Here is an 18,591-nt window from a genome sequence, read left to right on the forward strand (position 1 = left end):
GATGAATCCTTTGAAGATCAGTTAAGAGATATCATATATAACTAGACATCCATATTATTACAGTTTGAGATTAGTTCAATTTATTATTGCAATTTAGATAATATTGATTTTATATAAATAAAGAATTGATTTTAAAATTAAATCAATATTTAAAATTAAACTTAAAATTTAATAAATAATCCCTTTTAATTTTCTTATTAGTTCTTTCTGCAGTTTGAACAGAACCATAAATGTTACCAGCATAAAAACTCAAACCAAATGCACCAAGTAAAACTCCTAATTGATCATTATTGTTTTCAAATGATTTTGCAGCACTTAATATAAATAAACTATTAAGAACAAAAGCTGACATAGCACTTTTTTTATAACCACTATACCAGTAGCCTAAACCTGGGATAACTCCTAAAACACCTGCAAGTTGCGGATTCTTATATTTTAAGTACTTTCCATTATCAGCTAGGTACATTGATTTTTGAGCTATACTATATAATTTTGAAGAAGAATCAACTTTACTAAATTTAGATTTTGCTTCATCCCACCTTTCCTGTTGGGCGAAAGATAAACCATCCAGTAAATAAGCTTTATATTTTAGCTCTAAGTTGCTCCCTGATTCCAACTCTTTAAAATAATTCCTAGCTAATGTAAAATTAGCAATTCTAAAGTAAGAAGCACCTATTAAAAATTTAATATCTAAATTATCTGCTGAAGAATCATTCTCTTTAATGATTTTTTTACCAAAAGAAATTGCCTCTATATATTTCTCTTGTTGGTAAAATATATTAAAAATAGACTTTAATGCATTAATTCTATATTGACTTTGAGGATAATAGGATAATAACCTTTTATATTCTATAATTGCTCTTTCATACTCTTGGCTAACCTCTAATTCCTTGGCAAATTCATATAGGAGTTTAGCACTAATATCTTTATAATCTTTTATATCTTCCATACTTAATTCTTGTTTACTATTAGAGCTTAAAATAGTTTTAACACTACTATCATAACTAACTGGATCAGCATATCTTGTAAATCCATTGATATTTACAGTATCATAATTAGTTAAATCATTCCCACACCTTATTAATCTATCAGATGTTTTTAATATAGCTACTAGTGGATTATATTCTCTAAATACTCCTTTCGCATATCGTGAATCAGTAGGATACATGGGACAAGTAGCTTGATTAGCAGGGCTAATATATTCTTGATAAAAATTGATAAAACCAGAAGTCATAGGACGGTAATATGGATAAACTACAGAATTATCATTAACAATATCATTTTTGACTCCTTTAGAATATATATTATTACTTAAAATCACTACAACAAATACAATACAACAAAAAATTCTACTAATTTTTTTTTTCATAATTCCCTTCCTTTAATTAAGTTTAGTGTATACATTTCTATAAAATGTTTTTTATTCCAATTAAATTATATTATAACAAAAAGATAATAAACCTTCAATAAATATTTCCAATTATTAAAGTTCAATAAACACAAAATCTAATAAATTATATATACTAACAGTTAAAAAACAGCCAATAATTGGCTGTTATCTCAAGCAATAATTACTTGTACTTATCTTTTATACAATACCTTGATCTATCATAGAATTGGCAACCTTTAAGAATCCTGCAATATTAGCCCCTGCTACTAGATCTCCTTCTTTACCATACTCTTTAGCGATTTCACTTACAGTTTTATAAATATTAATCATAATATTCTTTAGTTGTTTATCAACTTTCTCAAAACTCCACGATTCCCACATTCTATTTTGGGTCATTTCAAGAGCTGAGGTAGCAACTCCACCAGCATTAGCTGCCTTTCCTGGAATATATCCAACATGACTATTTTGGAATATTTTAATAGCTTCTGGAGTACAGGGCATATTAGCACCTTCTCCTACAGCTATTACACCATTTTCTACAAGTTTCTGGGCTGCTTCTTCATCCAATTCATTCTGAGTAGCACATGGTAAAGCAATATCACAATCAACTGTCCAAATTCTAGAACTATCTGCTATAAATTCAGCTGAAGAATGTGTTTTAACATATTCTTTAATTCTACCTCTCTCTACCTCTTTAATTCTCTTTACTGTTTCAAGCTTTATTCCTTCTGGGTCGTATATATATCCGTCTGAATCACTCACAGCTACTACATTTCCACCCAACTGCTGTACCTTCTCTACTGCATAGATAGCCACATTACCAGAGCCAGAAATTACAACTCTCTTATCTTCAAAATCATCTCCCCTATCCCTTAATAACTCTTCTACTATATAAACCAGTCCATACCCCGTAGCCTCTGTTCTAACAAGACTTCCCCCCCAGTTCAAACCTTTTCCAGTCAATACTCCTGCATCAAAAGCATTCTTAATTCTCTTATATTGCCCAAACATATAGCCAATTTCACGCCCGCCAACACCTATATCTCCAGCAGGAACATCAGTACTTGCTCCAATATGACGATAAAGCTCTGTCATAAAACTTTGGCAAAATCTCATAACTTCACCATCTGATTTACCTTTTGGGTTAAAATCACTACCACCTTTTCCTCCACCAATTGGTCGACCAGTTAAGGCATTTTTAAAAATTTGTTCAAATCCTAAAAATTTAATAATTCCAATATATACTGATGGATGAAACCTTAAACCACCTTTATATGGTCCAATCGCACTATTAAATTCAATTCTAAATCCACGATTAACTTGAACATCTCCATTATCATCTACCCATGGTACTCTAAATATAATTTGTCTTTCTGGTTCAACAATTCTCTCTAAAACACCGACCTCTTTGTATTCAGGATACTTCTCAAAAACTACTTCTAAAGATTCTAATACTTCTTCTACTGCTTGATGAAATTCTGGCTCATTAGGATTTCTATCTATTACTTTCTCGATTACTTTAGATATATACTGACTCATATTACACTCTCCTCTCCATCTTTAGTCTCTAAAAAGAATTTAAACATACTAACTCATTTCTTACTTTGAATTTATATTATATAAAAGGAGTGAAAATTCCTGATTTATAATAAAAATATAATTCTATAGCTATCTGTTATATATTTTCCTAACTTCTTGACATAGTATCAATATATTGAACACTAACATAAGTAATAATATCAACATTTTAAATATATTAATAAAGGCAGACTAGTCTGCCTTTAATCTACAACTCTATTTAGCTTCATCTAATTCTTTCACTTTTTGTAAAATCAATTCTCCCTTAACCTTTATAACCTCTTTTGATTGCTCCTTAACTGCTTGCTCTAAATCTTCCACTGCTTTAATCAGTTCTTTAACCTTACTTTTCATCTTCTGATCTTTTTCAAATTTGAGCTCTATCTGAGGGAGTATCTCCTTAACTTTATTTATATCTTCTAATTGTTTGAAATTATTATTCTTAGTATCAGCAAGAAAATTTAGATACATTATATCTCTAGTATAAGCCTCTACTTTCTTTAAAAGAGTTTTAATCTTTGCATCATAATTACTATATAATTCTGCTATTTGCAGATTAAATTGATTTATCTGTAATAGAGTAGCGAGTAATTTTTCATTATTTGATATCTCTGTTAAATCATTCAATTCTCCTTCTATAGAATTTATCTTCTGCTTATCTATTAACTCTTTGCTCTCATAACTATTCCAATTTTGATGTAAGCTTTTAATCTCTTGATTAACCTTCTCCCAACTTTCAGTTAAAGTCTTCTCTAAATCCTTCATCTTTCTTTCATTATTACTCGAGCCTTGATTAACCTTTGATTCATCCTTTTTAGAACTCTTATTCTGAGAGTTATCTTGATTAGATTTGCTCTCTTTATCTTTTGATTTCTTCTCTTCTTGTACCTTCTCATAACCTTCTTCTAGCTTAGTGATAATCTTTTCAACACTCATACTGATATCTGTCAAAGAATTTGGAGGATGATTTCCACTACTCTTACTCTGCTTATTCTCTTCTTCTTTCCCACTACACCCTGCCAATTGAATGAAAACTAGACTTATCATTAATAATAACAGCACTTTTCTTATCTTCATTCTCGCCACTCCTAATTAGCTATTTTACTTTAGTATAATACTAATACTGATTTAATATTCAAAATAGGCAGATAGTAAAAAATAAAGCAACCAAATAGGCTGCCTTATGGATCTCCAAATCCAAAGTGTAATTTAATGGGAATATTGCGACATTTTTAAAATTAGCGTGAGTGGGTGTGTGTGTAAACCCCAATAAAAAGAAGTTTTACACACACTCACACTCATAGCTCACACTCGACACAAAAGTGTCACACTATCTTTCTATTGTTTCATTCTAAAGTTGGATGACTATGTTAACATAGCGGTATTCAATATATATCTATTTAACTACAGTATCGATTCCTTTCTCAATAAATATCTCTTTAAACTCTTCCATCTTCTCTTTGCTAGGTGGTTCAACATCCTTTAATTCATAATCTAGTCCGATTGTCTCCCACTTATGAACTCCCAATTGATGATAAGGAATTAACTCAACCTTTTCTAGATTATCTAATGTTACTAATAATTTACTTAACTTCTTTATATACTCCACCTTATCATTGATTCCAGGTACAACTACATGTCTAACCCAAAAGCTCTTCCCCTTCTCCTCTAATAAGTTTAAAATCTCTAAAATCTTCTGATTGCTAACACCTGTTAACTCCTGATGTTCAATATCATCTATATGCTTAATATCAAGCAAGACTAGATCAGTATAGGGCAATAACTTCTCAAATTTATCCTTATCAACATATCCAGAAGTATCTAAGGCAGTGTGAATCTCTTCCTCTTTACATCTCTTTAATAATTCTAAAACAAAATCTATTTGTAGAGTTGGCTCACCACCTGAAATAGTTATCCCACCCTTAGATCTGCTAATAAAAGGCTTACATCTTAATATTTTGTTCATTAACTCCTCTACTTCTATCTTTTGACCATCGGTCATACACCAAGTATCTGGATTATGGCAGTATTTACATCTAAGAGGACAGCCTTGAGTAAAAACAACATACCTAATTCCAGGACCATCTTGAGTTCCTAAACTTTCAACTGAATGAATAAAGCCTTTTGCCATTGTAATCCCCCTCTTTCTATAATTATCTGATTTTTAGCTCAAAGCTTAATGTCACAATATATGGGGATATTGCGACACTTTTAAAATTAGCGTGAGTGGGTGTGTGAGTGTGAGTAAACCCTAATAAAAAGAAGTTTTACACACACTCACACTCATAGCTCACACGAGTTAATCTGATAAAGTTTACAGCATATCCAGAAACTCTAATAGTTAATTGTGGGTATTTCTCTGGGTGATCTACTGCATCTAATAATGTTTCACGCTGTAACACGTTAACATTCAAGTGATGAGCATCTTGATCAAAGTATCCATCTAAGATAGATACTAAGTTGTTAACTTGTTCTTCTTCATTAGAACCTAATGCTTTAGGAACGATTGAGAAGGTATTAGAAATACCATCTTGACAATAATCATATGGTATCTTAGCTACAGAATTCAAGGATGCAACTGCACCAGAAGTGTCACGTCCATGCATTGGGTTTGCACCTGGAGCAAATGGCTCTCCTGCTTTACGACCATCAGGAGTAGCACCTGTCTTCTTACCATAAACTACATTAGATGTAATTGTTAAGACAGACATTGAATGTTTTGCATCTCTATATAACTTATGCTTCTGTAACTTAGTCATAAATCTCTTAACAACCTCTACAGCTAACTCATCTACACGGTCATCATCATTACCGTATTTAGGGAAGTCCCCTTCAATTTCAAAGTCAACAATAATTCCTTCTTCATTTCTAATAGGTTTAACTTTAGCGTATTTAATGGCACTTAAAGAGTCAGCAATAATTGATAATCCTGCTACACCAAAGCCCATAATTCTTCCTACTTCACTATCATGTAATGCCATCTGTACAGCTTCATAAGCGTACTTGTCATGCATATAGTGAATGATATTTAAAGCATCTACATATTGTTCTGTTAACCAATCTAAGAATCTATCAAATTGATCCATTACTTTATTAAATTCTAAAATTTCTCCAGTATACGGAGTAAATTCTGGTCCTACCTGTACACCACTCTTCTCATCGCGTCCACCGTTTAAGGCATAAAGTAATGTTTTAGGTAAATTACATCTAGCTCCAAAATACTGAATCTCTTTACCAGAATCCATTGCAGATACACAACATGCAATACCGTAGTCATCACCAAAATTAGGTCTCATGATACAATCATTCTCATATTGAACAGAGCTTGTATCTTTAGATACTTTGGCACAGAATTTCTTAAATCCTTCTGGCATTCTTTCAGACCATAGCACTGTTAAGTTTGGTTCTGGAGCTGGCCCTAAATTATATAATGTATTTAAAATTCTAAAGCTTGTTTTAGTTACTAATGGACGACCATCGATACCCATTCCACCAATTACTAAAGTTACCCAAAGTGGGTCTCCACTGAATAAATCATTATAACCTGGTGTTCTTAATTGGCGAGCTAATCTTAATTTAACCACAAAATCATCAACTAACTCTTGAGCTTCTTCTTCTGTCAATTTACCTTCTGCAATATCATTTTCAATATAAATATCGAAGAATTCAGAGACTCTACCTAAGGACATTGCAGCACCGTTATTCTCTTGGATAGCTGCTAAATATCCCATATAAGTCCATTGGATAGCTTCATAAGCATTCTCAGCTGGACGACCTAATTCCAATCCATAAGTCTCTCCTAATCCTTTTAATTTCTTTAAAGCTCTGATTTGATCAGATATCTCTTCTCTTAAACGGATAACTTCTTCAGTCATTGGTCCAGTTAAATGAGCTTTATCCTCTTGCTTAGCTTCAATTAACTTGTCAATTCCATATAAAGCTACTCTTCTATAGTCACCGATAATTCTTCCACGCCCATAAGCATCTGGTAAACCAGTAATTACACCAGAGCGACGAATTTCTCTTAATTGAGGGTTATATACATCAAATACACCATCATTGTGAGTCTTTCTATAAGTAGTAAAGATTTCCTTGATTTTATCGTTTACTTCATAACCATAAGCCTCAGCAGCTTGATTGGCCATTCTAATTCCACCATAAACATTTAAAGTTCTCTTTAAAGGAGCATCAGTTTGTAATCCAACAACCTTCTCTAAATCTTTATCTATATATCCTGCATCATAAGCATTAATATCAGCTACTGTATCAACATCAACGTCTAAAACTCCACCATTTTCAATCTCTTTCCAGATCAATTCGGAACATTTTTCCCAAACCTTTGTAGTTCTTTCTGTTGGACCTGCTAAAAAAGAATCATCACCTTCATAGGCTTTATAATTTTTTTGAACAAAATCCCTAACATCAATCTCCTGTTGCCATTTACCATTTTTAAAATTAGACATTGTTGTAATCCCCCTTCATCTTATATTCTTATATAATTGAAATGATAATAATTATCGTTACGAACAAATTATAACATATCATGATTATAATTTCAATTGATTCAATAATTATTAAGAATAAAACTCTTTATCAAAACCATTATACTTTATACTAACATACTTCTAATAAATAAAATGTGAATTATATCACACCTATCTCTTAAATATAGAAATTTGTTAAAAATTTATTCTTCTTTTTTAGTAATGATAACTATTTATCTCGCTTAAATAATAACATAAGCAATTTTTATAGTCAATTAAATTAATTTTTTAGTGAAAACATAAAATTTTCACGCAATTCAAACTCAAACAACAATTTTAATCAGAGTTTAAATGTTATTTATTTATCAAGTTATCAAGGTTCTAATTGAAGAAATTTTAACAAAAAATAAGCCCGTCTGAATAATGACTAATAACTCATTATCCAGACGGGCGATTTTAAAATAGATTATACTCCCCCATGGTTAATTCCATGCTTTCCGCCAGTTGTATAATCATTTTATATTCTTTTCATACTTTTATTATATCCGATTAATTAATAAATATCAATTTAATTAGTTATTTTCTAATAACTCATCTAATACTATTGTCTGGTTTCTCTTAGGTCCTATAGATATAATAGAAATTTTAGTTTTCGTTAATTCTGATATACGCTCTAAATACTTCTTAGCATTTTCAGGTAACTTATTATAATCTGCGATATCACTTGTTTTAGACTGCCATCCAGGTAAGGTTTCATATACTGGCTTACATTCTTTCAAGATTTCTTCTTTAGTTGGAAATTCTGTAATAATCTCACCTTGATACTCATAACCAGTACAGACTTTAATCTCCTCTAATTCATCTAACACATCTAATTTAGTAATTGCTAGACTAGTCAATCCATTAATTCGAGCAGCATATTTTACAATTACAGCATCAAACCAACCACAACGACGAGCTCGTCCAGTAGTTGTACCGAATTCATGGCCTACCTTTCTTAAATATTCACCCATCTCACCTGTTAATTCTGCAGGAAATGGCCCTTCACCTACACGAGTAGTATAAGCCTTAACTATCCCTAATACCTCTTGTATCTTAGTAGGTCCTACTCCTGTACCACTACAAACACCACCAGTTGTTGGGTTAGATGAAGTTACAAAAGGATAAGTTCCATGATCGATATCTAACAGTGTTCCTTGAGCACCTTCGAATAAGATATTATTACCCTTTTCTATCTCTTGATTAATTAATAATGAAGTATCTGTAATATACTCTTTAATTCTTTCAGCATACCCCAAATACTCTTCAACTATCTCACTAGCCTCAAAAGTCTCTAATCCATATACTTTATCTAAAATTAAATTCTTCAACTCAACAGCTTCTTCAACCTTTGTTTTGAACATATCAGCATCGAATAAATCTTCCATTCTAATACCCGATCTTCCGATTTTATCCATATATACTGGTCCTATCCCTTTACCAGTTGTTCCAATCTTACTGTTACCCTTTCTCATCTCTTCGGCCTTATCTAATACTCTATGATATGGCATAATGATATGAGCTTTAGAGCTGATGTATAGGTTATTAACCTCTACTCCCTTTTCAGCCAAATACTCTAATTCCTCAATTAATACCTTAGGATCTACTACTACACCATTACCAATTACACATTTAGTATCATCATATAAAATCCCAGAAGGAATTAAATGTAGCTTATATTCTTTCTCACCTACTACAACAGTATGACCAGCATTATTACCCCCTTGATAACGGACTACTAAATCAGCCTCTTTACCAATCATATCTGTTATCTTACCTTTTCCTTCATCTCCCCATTGAGTACCTACTACAACTATAGTTGACATTTAACAAGCCCCCTCTAAATAAGTTTACAGTATACAGTGTACAGTTGACAGTAGTTTAAGTAAAAATATACTAACTAAATCATCTATAAATAAATTCAATTAAATAAGATTATAAGTCAATAATTTTTAAAATGTTTTAACTGTAAACTATCAACTGTCAACTTTTAACTACTTAAGTCCAAGTCTCTGATAAATCACATCTATATTCTTTAAATGATAAGAATAATCAAATATCTGCTCTACCTCTTCTTCTTTCATATGCTCTATTAGTTCTCTATCAGCCAATAATAATTCTTTAAAGGTCTTCTCGCTATTCCAAGCTTCAAGAGCATTACGTTGTACGATAGCATAAGCATCATCTCTTAATAATCCTTTATCTACTAAAGAAAGCATTACTTTCTGTGAGAAGATAAGCCCCTTAGTCTTAGCTAGATTCGCGTCCATATTCTCTTCATATACAGCTAAATTATCGACTACATCAGTAAATTTATTTAACATATAATCAATTAAAGTACTACTATCAGCTAAAACTACCCTTTCAGGGGAAGAGTGGGTCAAATCCCGTTCATGCCATAGGTTTACATTATCAAATCCAACATTAGCATTTGCTTTAACTACTCTAGATAATCCTGAGATTCTTTCACAGGTAATTGGATTCTTCTTATGAGGCATTGCTGAAGAACCTTTTTGACCTTTTTTAAAACTCTCTTCAATCTCTAAAATATCTGTTCTCTGTAAATTACGAATCTCCGTAGCAAACTTGTCCAAAGAACTAGCAATAATAGCTAATACACTAAGATATTCAGCATGGCGATCTCTTTGCAAAATCTGAGAAGAGATAGCAGCAGCCTTTATTCCTAATTTTTCACAAGCCAACTCCTCTACCTCTGGACTAATATTAGCAAAAGTTCCTACTGCTCCAGATATCTTTCCGACACTAATTCTCTCTAATAATTGCTCTACCCGTTCAATATGACGATTAACTTCAGAGTACCAATTAGCTAATTTCAATCCTAAGGTTACCGGTTCCGCATGAACTCCATGAGTCCGTCCAATCATAACCCGCATCTTATACTTTTTAGCTTGTCTAGCTAAAACTTGATTTACTTCCTGCAAATCATCTAAGATCAACTCCAAACTCTCTTTCATCTGCAAAGCCCTTGCAGTATCTTTAACATCAGAAGAGGTCAACCCCATATGTATATACTTTGACTCCTCTCCTAAACTCTCTGCAACTGCTGTTAAGAAAGCTAAGATATCATGGCGAGTCTCTTTTTCTATCTCTTTAATTCTATCTACACTAAAAGATGCATTCTCTTTAATCTTCTCCATATCACTTTGAGGAATCTCTCCAGTCTCTGTTAAAGCTTCACAGACTGCTATCTCAATATCTAACCATTTACTAAATTTATTCTCTTCATTCCAAATCTTTTGCATTTTTGGTAAGGTATATCTACTTATCATTTATCTATCCTCCTAGCAATTAATTTTAACATTGCTTTATCCACAACTTTAGTTACTAACTATCATTTATAAAATTCAAAAAATCTAATAATTTATAAAAAATAATTAACAACCAAAATTCAATGTTAGTAAATTATTATTCAACATTAATATGATAGCAAACTATTAAATAAAAGTCAACGATAAGTCGAATTTTAATGATTATTGTATTATGAATATTCGTATATTTTATTATTTTAGTGTGATGAAGTAATTTTCTAGAATATTAATTAGCAATATACAATTAATATTCATTGATAACCTTAAAATTATGCCCATCAATTCAGAATAACTGTAATATTAACTCAAAAGATTCTACTTCTTTATTAACCCTCATCTTACTACAAATCTATCTCCTACATTTAAACAATTGAAAAAAAGGATTTTTAAGTAATAATGTATAATTATTACTTAGATATCACTTTTTATCAAAAAATAAATTTTAATGTCAATTTAAAGGAGGAGAATAATGAAAAAACCACTAATTTTATTTCTATTTATGACTCTGTTGTTCATATCTCAGGGTATCTTTGCCCAAGATATTGAGATAGTAGGAAAATTGACTTATAACACCTTTGATTTAAAGCAATATGTTAATGGAAAAGAAATCCCTATTTATACAGATAAAGAAACAGAAGAAAACTTTAAAGACCAAGCTAAAGAAGGTAAAGGCTATTATTTGGGGCTAATTTACTGGTTCAATAATAAATGGGGAGTTGAAGGTGGCTTTGATAGAGCTGATAGCACTTATGATGGAGCCTGCCCCCAAGAAACTGTTAATACACTTGATTTTAATGTAAACCGAGAAATAACTACACAAAAATTATATGGACCTTATCTAGGAGTAGTCTATTCTATTAATCGAATATTTAAGCTTAAAGCAGGAGTACTACAATACTACATAACACAAAAAGATACCTTCAAATATAATGGTCAAACCATGCGCTCCTCTACCACTGCCAAGTCTAAAGGAGAGGGGGCTCTTTTAGGAGGAGAACTGACCTACCATATTACAAAGAATCTCCTATTAAATAGTGATTTGACCTATCGAATAGCTAGATTAGAAGTAACCAAAGCTCCTGCTTATAATCGAGAAACAGGAAAATATGACCCTAATAACCTGGTAGATTATGATGAAGATTATCCTGGATATTTTGGAAAATATGAATCAAAAATGGATGGCTTCCGCCTTGGAATCTCACTTTCTTACTTATTCTAATATTTATATAAGCAAAAACAAAGGCTTGTCCAAATGGACAAGCCTTTGTTTTATGATTACTTCTCTTCTTTCAAAGCCTCTGGTACTTCTGGTTGATAGATAAACATCATACTAGCAGATTTAGAACTCTTTCTTGCAATTCCTTTTAATACTTTAGCAGCAATCTTTTTAGTCTTCATCTGTATCCCTCCTCTTTTTATATACTAACTCTAAGAGATAATACGCTACAGGAGTTAGTGTAAACAACTGCCAAGCCAATCCCAATAAAACTGCTGTAATAAGCTGATTAGAACCTTCTTTCAAGACTATATATATATATGATACCAAAATTATTAATAAGAAGATTATTAGTGACTCTCTTTTTAATTTCATCCTTCTCATCTCAGAATTAATAGGATTACTTTCAACATCAGCAGGAGCATAGAGATAAATTATGATAAAGCCAATTATCATAAAGATACTAAATATTAAAAAGGCATTACTCTCTATCTCTAAGATATTCAAAGATGCAATTAAGCCTAAGGAAGTAAAGACAGTGGTACTTGTTACAATACACTGCTTATAAGTCTTAGCATGAATTCCACCTGAGAATAATCTCAATATAGCAGCCACAATGGCTGCTGTAACAGCCAACCTAGTCACACCAATTAAAGATGATATTATAATGATTAATAATAAGGAGGTCATAGTAGATATTAGAGCCATTAAGCCAAATGCTAAGATATCCTTCTCTTCTTGGTCATAATCCTTAAAGAAATAATTGGTACAGCTATAACTAATACTTTCAAGACCATTTCTCTCTGCCATATCAACCCCCCCCCTGCTTATTACAAAATATCTTAAATTAATACTTCTACACCATTATAATACCATATTATTACATGAAAATCAATGGTTTTGATGGTATTTTTTTCTACAAAAGATATTGAATTATCTGTTTTTTCGACATTTATTATCTTCTTATTTTTGCTCAACCCTAGAACTAAATATCCTAAACTTAAATCTATAAATTAGTACTGCTGTAAGAACTAAAGGAACTTTGCTGATATAAGATAATGAAAAGTACCACTTTAAATCATGATTCATAACTTTAATATCAATGTTGAATAAATCAAAAAATATAGAAAAAGTTACAGTTTCCCCAATGTATAATATGATAAGGCTTATCAACATAGAGATGATCAACTTTTCTGTAGCCACCTCAATACTAGATTTTATTAATAAAATTATTGTAGCTATTAATATAAAAGAGTGAAGTCCAAACAAGCCAAATAAATCTCTAACAATCCATATTATAAAGACATTTACTATTGCTATCTTCAAATAATCCTTAATATCCATTTTAGCATCTATCAAACCTAAGGAAACATAGATTAGCAATATAGTTTCAGGAATACCATTAAATATATATTTAACTAATGATAACTTCATTATTTTATCCTCCAATCTCTTAATATTTATTTGATTTTCTTTAAATAACATGAGAATTCTGTACCAAAACCATTTTTACTTTCTAGCCTCAATTCACCACCAAACTCCTCGATTAATGATTTAATAATATATAAGCCAAAACCTCTATCTTCACCTTTGGTGGAGAAGCCTGGCTTGAAGATATTCTCTTGTAGCTCTCCACCAATGACAGAGCCACTATTATAGACAGATAATAAGTACTCTTCTCCTCTATCTGTTCCTTTCACAATAATACTCTCTTTATTACCAGAATCTTTGACAGCATCGATAGCATTATCGATCAAATTAGATAGTACCCTAAAGAGTTTGTCAATAGGAAAATTAACCTCTTCAACACCTACTTCGACCTTACAATCAAAGTTTATCCCAGCTTTAACTGCTTCTAACTTTTTAGAGATGAGGATTGAATCGAGAATAGAGTTAGATAAAATATCCTGCTTAAAATCAACCTTGGAGATATCTTTATTTAAAGACCTAATATACTCCTTAACCTTATCTTTCTTACCTAGCTGTACCATGCCATAGATCGTCTGTAGATGATTTAAAAAGTCATGCTTCTGGCTTCTTAGATTCTTAATTGACTTCTTACTCTCTTCTAGCTTGACCTGTTGAATCTTAAACTCAGTCTCATATTCGACCATCTTATATAACTCTGCAACCATAATTATCGATAAGATAGATAAACCAACCACCATAAAGATGATTATATTGAATAATTTATCATAAGAAACACCAAATAACTCTACTTCATTCCAACCTGTTATAAATAATAATAAGAGGGTCTGAGTTAATAAGATAATCATCACTTGATATAAGCTCTTTTTATTGAAACTATCCACAGTTATCACCACCAATAGCTAAAATTAATACCTTGCTTACCTTAATATTTTCGACTTTAATTGACAAATCCCTTTATATTCTAGAAGAAAGCAATAATATCCTTTTATTTATGTACAATCATCAATTTATATTAAAAACAATCTATACCAGTGGAATCAATTGTGTTAAAATAATAACTTTATTACATTTAATTCTTTAATAGTTAATAAAAACCTTTATATTTCTAAATTAATTTATAACCAGTTGTATAGAACAAAATGGGCTATCGCCCAGTCTGCTACTCAAAGCCTTAAAAATAATTCAAAACAATTTTTAGCAACGAATCTCACTAATTTACGCGAATTTAAGTCAAAACTTTTTTAAGACCTAATTTAGTTTTTAAATTTTAATTCGTGCTATTCGCGTTAATTCGTTGCTACTTTTTTTAACCCCTTTAAATAAGTTACCCACACCCTCTAAAAAGGCATAATTTCCTTAATAATAATAAAAAAAGAGTGAAATAACCGATAATCGGTTATTTCACTCTTTAAAATTTATTTCTCTTCTCTTTTAGATAAATCAACAAACTTGGTATACTCTTTTTGGAAGGCTAACTCAACAACACCTACTGGACCATTACGTTGCTTACCAATGATTATTTCTGTAATTCCAGCACGCTCAGAGTCTGGATTATAATAATCATCACGATAAATAAAAGCTACTACATCGGCATCCTGCTCAATAGAACCACTAGAACGTAAGTCACTAAGCTGAGGTCGTTTATCATTACGCTGTTCCACCGCACGACTCAACTGAGATAATGATACAACTGGAACACTAAGTTCACGAGCTAAACCTTTTAAGGAACGGGAGATATCAGAAACCTCTTGTTGCCTACTTTCAGAGCCTGCACCACCAGTCATTAGTTGCAAGTAATCAATTAAAATTAAATCTAGACCATGTTCAGCTTGAATCCGTCTGGCTTTAGCTCTCATTTCCATTACTGTAATACCTGGAGTATCATCTATAAATATTTTAGACTCCCCTAAGCGACCAGCACCTTGGGAGATTCTACGCCAATCATTTTCATTTAGAAATCCTGTTCTTAAACGGTGACTATCTACTTGCGCTTCAGAACACAACATTCTCTGTACTAACTGTGATTTTGACATCTCTAAAGAGAAGATAGCTACAGACTTCTTCTCTTTTACAGCTGCATGCTGGGCTATATTTAAAGCCAATGCAGTCTTTCCCATACTAGGACGAGCAGCTAAAATAAATAGGTCTGATGGTTGTAGACCTGATGTCATCTTGTCTAAATCCCTAAATCCAGTAGCAATGCCCGTTACATCACCTTTATTATTATATAATTTCTCTAAGTTATCAAAGGTATCCATTAAAATATCTTTAATTCCATCAAAGGTCTGAACGGTTCTTCTTTGGGAGAGATTAAAGACCAACTGTTCTGATTGGTCTAAGATATTATCTATCTCCTGGTCTCCTTTATATCCTAGTTGAGCAATCTGATCAGCAGTTTTAATCAATCTTCTTAAAATTGCCTTTTCTTCTACAATCTTAGCATAATGTTCCACATTAGCTGCCGTAGGAACACTATTAACTAAAGAGGTAATATAGGAAGCTCCTCCAACTGCTTCTAAATGTCCTGTCTCTTTTAAATCCTCACTTACTGTAACTAAATCAACAGGCTCTCCTTTATCAAATAGACGATTTATTGCATTAAATATAATAGTATGAGCTTCTCGATAAAAATCCTTAGGTTTTAATATTTCAATTACCTTGGCTATGGCATCCCTGTCTAACAACATAGACCCTAATGTAGATTTTTCAGCATCTATACTATTTGGAGGAACTCTATCAATTTCTTCCATTATGAAACCTCCTTCTAGCCATCCAACATCTTATCCAAGACTTCTTGGATATCTACTACTGGGCTTACTTTAATCTTCATATCCTCTAAATCTACTTTATTATCAACTGGAATTAAGACTTCCTCAACACCAGCTTGATATGCTCCATAAACTTTTTCAATGACTCCTCCAACTGGCTTAACCTTTCCATGTAATGAAATTTCACCAGTAATTGCTATATCTTGACGAACAGCAATATTCTCTAAAGCACTGATAATCGCTACTGAGATAGCTGACCCAGCCGAAGGTCCATCTACTTGACCTCCCCCGATAATATTAACATGGATATCATAATCACTGATCTCCTTACCAGTGACCTTACGGATTACAGAAGCAGCAGTAAAGATAGAATCCTTGGTCATACTACCTGCTGTTTGATTAAATCGTAAACTTCCTTTACCTTCTTTGCTAGCTGGGAAAGCAATGGCTTCTACCTCCAATACAGAACCTAAAAATCCACTAACTCCTAACCCTAAAACCCTACCTACTTGACTTTTATTACTAGCCTCTTTTTTATTGATAGGAACCAATCTACTTAGCTTAACAGCCTCTAAAACCTCTTTAGTAGTAATCTTATCCTTTTGATAGTACAATGCTAAATTATAAGCATCTATTAAAATATTGACAGCACTTCTTCCTTGAATTGTGTATTCACTAATAGATTCAGCAACTCCCTTAGCTACTTTCATATCTAACTTATCAGCAGCCTGATCGATAATCCTAATTATATCATCCTTAGTTAATGGTTCAAAAAATATACTAGTAGTTCTAGAGCGTAAAGCAGGATTTAAATCCTGAGGACTTCTAGTAGTTGCCCCTACCAAAATAAAATCAGCTGGAGCCCCATCTTTAAATAGCTTTTTAATATATTGTGGAACATTCTCATCATCAGGATCATAATAAGATGAATCAAAATGTACCCTCTTATCCTCTAATACCTTTAATAATTTGTTCTGTAATATAGGATCTAATTCTCCAATCTCATCTATAAATAATACTCCTCCATGGGCCTTAGTTACTAGTCCCAGTTTTGGTTCTGGAATCCCTTCTTGGGCCAATTTACCCTTAGCACCTTGATAGATAGGATCATGAACAGAACCTAATAAGGGATTTGTTACTTCTCTAGGATCCCAACGTAATGTAGTTGCATCAACTTCAATAAAATTAGCCTCGTCACCAAAAGGTGTTTTGTCTCTATCTTTAGCAATCTCTAATGCTAAACGAGCAGCTGTAGTCTTTCCAACCCCTGGCGGCCCATGAATAATAATATGTTGAGGATAGGGTGATGATAGTTTAGCTAATAGAGCCTTAATCCCTCTCTCTTGACCAACAATCTCTTTTAAAGTTTTTGGTCTCAATAGATTAGTTGCTGAGACATTAAGCCCTTTATCTTCCAAACACTCAAGTTCGATATATTTCTTTAAAGTAGCTGGATTATCAGCACCATCATCCTTACTTTCTTCTTTTATAATCTCTTCTTTTATCTCTTTAATATATTCTTGATGCCTTAATTCTAGTTTCTTATTGATTTTATCTTCTAGCTCTTCCTTAATTGATTTCTTCGCTAAATCATCAACTAAAATATCTTCTAACTCTTTTAAAAGTTTTAATTTATCTTCAAACTCATCAGGAACTTTATCTAACATGGGGTGATCTAAAATTATTTTCTGTAAAGCAACCAATTGATCTTCAATATCTTCAGATTCTAATATATCTAATATATCTAATTTACCTGCCTTTAATAATAGCTTCTCTGTTCCATATATTTCTGATAAAAGGTCAAAAAGGGCAGTAATTTTATGCTCTAACTGCCCTTTTTCATCCTGAGTTCGTTTATCTAGCATAGAATCCCCTTTCTAAATCACTAGGCCTCGGTCACTTTAACTTTTACATTAGCAGTTACATTTTTATGTAACTTTATACTTACCTTTTTCGTTCCTAAAGTTCTAATATTATCATTTAAATCTATTTTACGTTTATCAATCTTTTGACCAGTTTCCTGCTCAATCTTATCAGCAATATCATTTGTTGTTACTGAACCAAATAATCTACCATTCTCTCCAGCTTTGACTTTAAATGTGAACATCTCACCTTCTAGAGATTCAGCTTTCTCTTTTGCTTCTTCTAATTCTCTCTCTCTTCTTCTCTTCTTGGCCTTCTTCTTCTGCTTTAAATTATGAATATTTCCTTCACTAGCTTTTTTAGCTAGACCACGTGGAATAAGATAATTTCGTGCATGTCCATCAGAAGCATTTACAACTTCTCCTTTTTTACCTAATCCTTTGACATCTTTTTGTAAAATGACTTTCATAATACCCCTCCATTATCTGTTATT

15 protein-coding genes and 1 riboswitch are annotated in these 18,591 nt (G+C 31.9%); of the genes, 1 reads left to right on the forward strand and 14 read right to left on the reverse strand.

The window, feature by feature from the left end; genetic code table 11:
• Nucleotides 1-142: 142 nt before the first annotated feature.
• The 7 genes from yidD to purB form a co-directional block, all read right to left on the reverse strand.
• A complete protein-coding gene (gene yidD, locus ACTCDL_RS00005; protein WP_463173116.1) occupies nucleotides 143-1,369 on the reverse strand; it encodes a membrane protein insertion efficiency factor YidD in 1,227 nt (408 codons plus the stop codon).
• 219 nt (nucleotides 1,370-1,588) lie between these two features.
• Entirely contained in the window at nucleotides 1,589-2,929 is a 1,341-nt protein-coding gene (gene gdhA / locus ACTCDL_RS00010) for an NADP-specific glutamate dehydrogenase (protein WP_463173118.1), read from the reverse strand.
• 255 nt (nucleotides 2,930-3,184) lie between these two features.
• A complete protein-coding gene (locus ACTCDL_RS00015; RefSeq protein ID WP_463173119.1) occupies nucleotides 3,185-4,045 on the reverse strand; it encodes a hypothetical protein in 861 nt (286 codons plus the stop codon).
• A 319-nt stretch (nucleotides 4,046-4,364) separates the two neighbouring features.
• On the reverse strand, nucleotides 4,365-5,099 hold the full coding sequence (gene pflA / locus ACTCDL_RS00020; protein ID WP_463173121.1) for a pyruvate formate-lyase-activating protein: 735 nt from the start codon (nucleotides 5,097-5,099) through the stop codon (nucleotides 4,365-4,367).
• A 136-nt stretch (nucleotides 5,100-5,235) separates the two neighbouring features.
• Nucleotides 5,236-7,431, reverse strand: coding sequence for a formate C-acetyltransferase (gene pflB / locus ACTCDL_RS00025; RefSeq protein WP_463173124.1), 2,196 nt, complete (start codon nucleotides 7,429-7,431; stop codon nucleotides 5,236-5,238).
• A gap of 454 nt (nucleotides 7,432-7,885) precedes the next feature.
• A riboswitch (ZMP/ZTP riboswitch) is annotated at nucleotides 7,886-7,970 on the reverse strand.
• Between the two features lie 54 nt (nucleotides 7,971-8,024).
• Complete coding sequence (locus ACTCDL_RS00030) at nucleotides 8,025-9,317, reverse strand: adenylosuccinate synthase (protein ID WP_463173127.1); 1,293 nt, start codon at nucleotides 9,315-9,317, stop codon at nucleotides 8,025-8,027.
• A 168-nt stretch (nucleotides 9,318-9,485) separates the two neighbouring features.
• Complete coding sequence (gene purB / locus ACTCDL_RS00035; protein ID WP_463173128.1) at nucleotides 9,486-10,781, reverse strand: adenylosuccinate lyase; 1,296 nt, start codon at nucleotides 10,779-10,781, stop codon at nucleotides 9,486-9,488.
• Between the two features lie 508 nt (nucleotides 10,782-11,289).
• Between purB and ACTCDL_RS00040 the strand changes: the two genes are divergently transcribed.
• On the forward strand, nucleotides 11,290-12,039 hold the full coding sequence (locus ACTCDL_RS00040) for a hypothetical protein (RefSeq protein ID WP_463173130.1): 750 nt from the start codon (nucleotides 11,290-11,292) through the stop codon (nucleotides 12,037-12,039).
• Between the two features lie 56 nt (nucleotides 12,040-12,095).
• Here the strand turns inward: ACTCDL_RS00040 and ACTCDL_RS00045 are convergent, their stop codons facing one another.
• The 7 genes from ACTCDL_RS00045 to rplI form a co-directional block, all read right to left on the reverse strand.
• Nucleotides 12,096-12,218, reverse strand: a complete 123-nt coding sequence (locus tag ACTCDL_RS00045) for a cyclic lactone autoinducer peptide (RefSeq protein WP_463173131.1) — start codon at nucleotides 12,216-12,218, stop codon at nucleotides 12,096-12,098.
• A complete protein-coding gene (locus ACTCDL_RS00050) occupies nucleotides 12,208-12,846 on the reverse strand; it encodes an accessory gene regulator ArgB-like protein (RefSeq protein WP_463173133.1) in 639 nt (212 codons plus the stop codon). Before ACTCDL_RS00050 ends, ACTCDL_RS00045 begins: the two co-directional genes overlap by 11 nt.
• A 153-nt stretch (nucleotides 12,847-12,999) precedes the next feature.
• On the reverse strand, nucleotides 13,000-13,470 hold the full coding sequence (locus tag ACTCDL_RS00055; RefSeq protein WP_463173134.1) for a hypothetical protein: 471 nt from the start codon (nucleotides 13,468-13,470) through the stop codon (nucleotides 13,000-13,002).
• A gap of 26 nt (nucleotides 13,471-13,496) precedes the next feature.
• Nucleotides 13,497-14,348, reverse strand: coding sequence for a sensor histidine kinase (locus ACTCDL_RS00060; protein WP_463173136.1), 852 nt, complete (start codon nucleotides 14,346-14,348; stop codon nucleotides 13,497-13,499).
• A gap of 534 nt (nucleotides 14,349-14,882) precedes the next feature.
• Complete coding sequence (gene dnaB / locus ACTCDL_RS00065; RefSeq protein WP_463173137.1) at nucleotides 14,883-16,217, reverse strand: replicative DNA helicase; 1,335 nt, start codon at nucleotides 16,215-16,217, stop codon at nucleotides 14,883-14,885.
• 14 nt (nucleotides 16,218-16,231) lie between these two features.
• Nucleotides 16,232-18,100 carry a Lon family ATP-dependent protease gene (lonC, locus tag ACTCDL_RS00070; RefSeq protein ID WP_463173138.1) on the reverse strand — a complete coding sequence of 623 codons (1,869 nt, stop codon included), beginning with the start codon at nucleotides 18,098-18,100 and terminating at the stop codon, nucleotides 16,232-16,234.
• Between the two features lie 20 nt (nucleotides 18,101-18,120).
• Nucleotides 18,121-18,567 (reverse strand): 50S ribosomal protein L9, encoded by a 447-nt coding sequence (rplI, locus tag ACTCDL_RS00075; protein WP_463173140.1) that lies wholly within the window; start codon nucleotides 18,565-18,567, stop codon nucleotides 18,121-18,123.
• Nucleotides 18,568-18,591: the final 24 nt, after the last annotated feature.

It is taken from the genome of Orenia sp. (assembly GCF_055140805.1).

Bases quoted from the DNA above. Each gene is read 5' to 3' on its own strand.
- ACTCDL_RS00030 (WP_463173127.1), bottom strand. From the start codon at position 9,317: ATGTCAACTATAGTTGTAGTAGGTACTCAATGGGGAGATGAAGGAAAA.
- ACTCDL_RS00050 (WP_463173133.1), bottom strand. From the start codon at position 12,846: ATGGCAGAGAGAAATGGTCTTGAAAGTATTAGTTATAGCTGTACCAAT.
- rplI (WP_463173140.1), bottom strand. From the start codon at position 18,567: ATGAAAGTCATTTTACAAAAAGATGTCAAAGGATTAGGTAAAAAAGGA.
- pflB (WP_463173124.1), bottom strand. From the start codon at position 7,431: ATGTCTAATTTTAAAAATGGTAAATGGCAACAGGAGATTGATGTTAGG.
- dnaB (WP_463173137.1), bottom strand. From the start codon at position 16,217: ATGGAAGAAATTGATAGAGTTCCTCCAAATAGTATAGATGCTGAAAAA.
- pflA (WP_463173121.1), bottom strand. From the start codon at position 5,099: ATGGCAAAAGGCTTTATTCATTCAGTTGAAAGTTTAGGAACTCAAGAT.
- yidD (WP_463173116.1), bottom strand. From the start codon at position 1,369: ATGAAAAAAAAAATTAGTAGAATTTTTTGTTGTATTGTATTTGTTGTA.
- purB (WP_463173128.1), bottom strand. From the start codon at position 10,781: ATGATAAGTAGATATACCTTACCAAAAATGCAAAAGATTTGGAATGAA.
- ACTCDL_RS00040 (WP_463173130.1), top strand. From the start codon at position 11,290: ATGAAAAAACCACTAATTTTATTTCTATTTATGACTCTGTTGTTCATA.
- gdhA (WP_463173118.1), bottom strand. From the start codon at position 2,929: ATGAGTCAGTATATATCTAAAGTAATCGAGAAAGTAATAGATAGAAAT.
- lonC (WP_463173138.1), bottom strand. From the start codon at position 18,100: ATGCTAGATAAACGAACTCAGGATGAAAAAGGGCAGTTAGAGCATAAA.
- ACTCDL_RS00045 (WP_463173131.1), bottom strand. From the start codon at position 12,218: ATGAAGACTAAAAAGATTGCTGCTAAAGTATTAAAAGGAATTGCAAGA.
- ACTCDL_RS00055 (WP_463173134.1), bottom strand. From the start codon at position 13,470: ATGAAGTTATCATTAGTTAAATATATATTTAATGGTATTCCTGAAACT.
- ACTCDL_RS00015 (WP_463173119.1), bottom strand. From the start codon at position 4,045: ATGAAGATAAGAAAAGTGCTGTTATTATTAATGATAAGTCTAGTTTTC.